This is a genomic window from Azospirillum sp. B506, assembly GCF_000333595.1.
In the GTDB taxonomy this organism is placed as follows: domain Bacteria; phylum Pseudomonadota; class Alphaproteobacteria; order Azospirillales; family Azospirillaceae; genus Azospirillum.
The window spans coordinates 1-4,612 of sequence record NZ_BADK01000565.1 but is presented as its reverse complement, the minus strand read 5'-3'; the positions used below and the strand labels follow the sequence as shown (position 1 = coordinate 4,612).

Annotated in this window: 1 protein-coding gene and 1 pseudogene; both read right to left on the bottom strand. The window is 71.7% G+C overall.

The genetic code is table 11. The features are described 5' to 3' along the window. Positions 1-111 precede the first annotated feature (111 nt). Entirely contained in the window at positions 112-1,140 is a 1,029-nt protein-coding gene (locus I71_RS16695; RefSeq protein WP_042695974.1) for a toprim domain-containing protein, read from the bottom strand. A gap of 12 nt (positions 1,141-1,152) precedes the next feature. Continuing rightward, positions 1,153-4,612, bottom strand: a pseudogene (locus tag I71_RS16690) (strawberry notch-like NTP hydrolase domain-containing protein); the annotation flags it as partial.

Sequence of the window (4,612 nt, the reverse complement as noted above, 5' to 3'; positions counted from 1 at the left end):
GTCGGCCGGCTGCGCCGATGCCCGCTGGAGGCCGTGGCCGCGGCCCTTTCCGAAAGACGAAGCCCCCACCCCGCCGGTCGAACGCACCGGCCGGAAGCGGTTACCCGGCCCTCATCCCTCGCGGCGCCTGTCGCCGATCTCCCAGAAGCGCGCGACATCCTCTGGAGCAAGCTGCGCCCGCAGAGGCGCACGAAGCATCGCCACCCCGCCCGCCAGCAGGTCATCGTTGAAGTCCCCCGCCTGCGGCACGAGGGGCAACGCCTCGACCCCCGCCGCTTCGACGCGGGTCCCCAGGCACTCCACCGCCCGACAGCCGGCCGGATCGTTGTCGCGGGCGATGTAGAGGCGCCGCAGCGCCGGTGGAATCTGCAGGGCGGCGAGGTGGCCGGCGGACAGGGCGGCGACCATGGGCAGGGTCGGCAGGGCGATGCGCAGCGCCAGCATGGTCTCGATCCCCTCCCCCGCCGCCAGGACATCGTCGGCCACACCGAAGCGGACGCCGTTGCCGAGCAGATGCCCCAGCGCCCGGCGCGGTGACGTCATCGCCGCCTTGCCCCGGCCGGACGGGTCGAGCCAGGTCCGCTGCACCCCGGTGATCCGGCCCTCCCGGTCGGTGACCGCGGCGACCAGCGCCGGCCCGGTGGCGAGCCGGTCATCGGCGTCCCGGTACCAGCAGCGCGGCTGGAACCGCAGGGATCCGGCGCTCCGGATGTGCGGAAATCCGCGGTTGCGCAGATACGCCTCGGCCAGCGTGCCGGCGGTCGGCCTGGACCGGGCGAACAGGCGGCGGGCGGCCTCCGGCGATCCGGCAGGGGAACGCGGCTCCCACCGCTTTGGAGCGCCCATGATCTGTGGGAGGCTGAGAAAGGAGCGGGCTTCATCGAGCGCATCGCGCAGCCGGTCGAAGCCCCGGTTCGTGCCGATGAGATCGAGCAGGTCGCCGCACTCCCCGGTCGCGGCATCCGCCCAACGACCGGCGGCGGGTCCGTGCAGCCGGACATAGAGGCTGTACCCCGGCGTGCCCTGGACGTCGCCGATCCGCCAGTAATGCCCCTCCCGCCGGCCTTCGGGCAGGTAATGCCGGCACACCGCCTCGGCTTCCCGCGCGAGGCGCTGCGCCATCTCCGATGCTACGGACATGGCGCCGGCTGCTCACGGAACCGTCCGATCGACGACGCGCAGCAGCGGGTGCCGTTCGAGCAGCGCCGCGAACACCGCCGGGCCGCGCTCACCCACCGGCACGAACAGCCGCAGGCTCCAGGCGATGATCTCGCTCATCAGCCCCAGCGCCTTCAGCCGATCGACCATGCCGCCGGTAAAGCCGAACAGCTCGATGCGGTGTGCGCCCGCCACTTTCACCCGGCGCAGCCGCAGCCCGTCGGCCAGAAGCAGCGCCATCCGCTCGCCCTGCACCAGCGCCCAGGCTTCCTCCACCGACGGCAAGGGAACGGCCCCTCCCGTCCCAACCCCGAAGTTCCGCTCGACCTCGGACAGGACCTCCGGCGTCACCACCCGGCCGATGATCCGTTCGCCGTCGTCGGTCTGCAGCCGTACCACCCGCGGATTCGTATCCGGCAGGCGCCGCCACACCGGCAGCAGCAGCCCGGTCACCACGTGCAAGGTGCCGGTGGAGAACTCCGGCACCGCGGCGATCTCTGCCTCCCAGGCGGCCGAGAAGGCCGCCGCCTCGGACGGGCGCCAGTGGCTCTGGGCAAGTTCGCCCACCGTCACGGTCAGGCGCTCCATAGGCCGCAGCAGGCGGACCCGCCGTTCCACCGTGCCGTCGTCCAGCATCAGGCTCGCCGTCGGCACCACCACCGCCGCCCGCCCCGAGCGGGTGTTCACCAGAAGCTGCGCCTGCGGCCCAGCGCCGCGCTCCCGCGCCTCCTCCACCGCCATCGGCTGGTTGCGGTCGCGCCGCGCCAAAGTGAACAGCCGGGTTTCCGCTCCGGTCGCCGCATGGGTGTGCAGCGTCCGCCGCTCGGTGACGGCAAAGCTGTCGGCCACCAGCGTCTCGACGCCGCGGTCGTAGGTGCCCGACGCGATGGCCCCCTCGATCTTCGCGGTGAGCAGTTGCTCGAACACGGTGAACAGCGTGTTCTGCAGACCGATGGTCAGGGCGAGCAGCCGATTGAGGAACGTGGTGATCGGCGGCAGTTCGTCGCGCAGGCCACCATCGCGGTCGCTCAGCGCCAGCCCGGTTGCCGCCTCGAACGCCCCCAGCGAGCAGCCCTCGACCTTGCCGGCGTGCAGCAGACCGTAGAGCTGGCGCAGCGCCGCCCGGGCGTAGATGGACTCAAGGTTGTCGTCGGCGCGAAACAGCCCCTGCCCGCCGGTCTGGCGCTGGCCGCGGGTGATGGCGCCCAGCGTGTCGAGCCGGCGGGCGATGGTCGACAGGAAACGCTTCTCCGCCCGCACGTCGGTGGCGATCGGGCGGAACAGCGGCGGCTGTGCCTGGTTGGTCCGGTTGGTGCGGCCCAGCCCCTGGATGGCCGCGTCGGCCTTCCAGCCGGCCTCCAGCAGGTAATGCACCCGCAGCCGCCGGTTCTTCGCGCCGAGATCGGCGTGGTAGCTGCGGCCGGTGCCCCCGGCGTCGGAGAAGACCAGGATGCGCTTGTCGTCGTCGAGGAAGGCCTGGGTTTCGGCGAGGTTGGCCGAACCGGGCCGGCTCTCGACCGCCAACCGCTCCAGACCGCCGGGCTCCACCTTGCGCACGATGCGGCGCGCCCGGCCGGTGACCTCGGCGACCATCTCGGTGCCGAAGCGCTGGACGATCTGGTCGAGAGCGCCCTGAACCGGCTCCAGCGCGGCCAGCCGTTCGATCATGCGGTCGCGCCGCTCGACCGCTTCCCGGCAGAGAACGGGCTGGCCGTCGTGCCACACCGGCCGCGACGACAGGTTCCCTTCGCCATCGGTGAAAGGCTCGTGCAGTTGCGTCGGAAAGGAATGCAGCAAATACTCGAGAACCCCCTCACGCGGCGTCACGTCGATTTCAAGGTCGCCCCACTCCTCGGTCGGAACGTTGGCCAACCGGCGTTCGGTCAACGCCTCGCCGGTGGAGACGATCTGCACCACCACGGCGTGGCCGGCGGCAAGGTCGCGCTCGACGGCGCGCAGCAGAGTCGCCCCCTTCATCGCCGTAATGAGATGGTTGTAAAATCTTTGCTTGGTGCTCTCGAAAGCGGAGCGGGCGGCGGCCTTGGCGGCGCGATTCAAGGTGCCGCCCGCCCCAGTGACGTTGGCGGCCTCCAGCGCGGCGTCGAGGTTGGCGTGGATTACCTGGAAGGCTTCGGCGTAGGCATCGTAGATGGCGATCTGCCCCGGGGTCAGCCGGTGCTCGACCATCTCGTAGGCCACGCCCTCGAAGGACAGCGAGCGGGCGCTGTAGAGGCCGAGCGCCTTGAGGTCACGGGCCAGCACCTCCATGGCGGCGACGCCGCCGGCCTCGATGGCCTGGACGAACTCGGCGCGGGTGGCGAAGGGGAAGTCGGCCCCGCCCCACAGCCCGAGGCGCTGGGCGTAGGCGAGATTGTGCACGGTGGTGGCGCCGGTGGCCGAGACGTAGAGGACGCGGGCGTCCGGCAGGGCGTGCTGCAGGCGCAGCCCGGCGCGGCCCTGCTGGGAGGGGACGGCGGCGCTGCCCTCGCGGCCGAAGCCGGCGGTTCCGCCGGCGTTGCGCAGAGCGTGGGATTCGTCGAAGACGAGGACGCCGTCAAAATCACGGCCGAGCCAATCGACGATCTGCTGGACGCGTGGCACGGCGCCCTCCCCGCACTCGCCACGCAGGGTGGCGTAGGTGGTGAAGACGATGCCGCGCTCCAGGGCGATCGGCACGCCGGGCCGAAAGCGGGACAGCGGCGTCACCAGCAGGCGCTCCTGTCCGAGCGCGGCCCAGTCGCGCTGGGCGTCCTCGATCAGGGTGTCGGACTTCGAGACCCAGAGCGCCCGCTGCCGACCCTTCAGCCAGTTGTCGAGCAGGATGCCGGCGACTTGGCGGCCTTTGCCGGCGCCGGTGCCATCGCCGAGGAACCAGCCGCGGCGGAAGCGCACCGCATCCTCGGCCTCCTCGGGAGCGGCCGAGACAATGTCGAAGGTCTCGTCCACGCTCCAGGAACCGGCAAGCTGACCGGCATGCGCCTCGCCGGCAAGGATGACGCTTTCCAGCTGAGCGTCGGAGAGAACCGCGCCGCTGACCAGGGTGACGGGCAGATGCGGACGGTAACGGGGCTTGGGTGGGGCGACCGAAGCCATGGCGGCGGATTGCACCAACGGCGTCGGATGCGGCTTGGCGCCGAGGATGGCGATGGATTGCAGCACGTAGGGCTCATAGATCCCCGCGGTGAGCCGCGCATCAGCGGCCGGCGCCCAGTCGCGCGTCTCGTAAACCAGTTCGGCGGCCGGGTCGGGCGTGGGGGACGCCGACGCGGGAGCCACAGCCCGGTGCGTTGGCCGCCTGTTCGCGGCACGGGCCAGCAGCGGATTCTCGACCGGCACCACGGCGGTGCCACCGGTGCACGCGCCGGGACGTCGCGCTGCACCCAGCCGAGCAGCGTGGCAACGTCCGGTGCCCATGCCGGCGATGCCGGAAAGCGCGTCGGATCGTCGGCGGGAA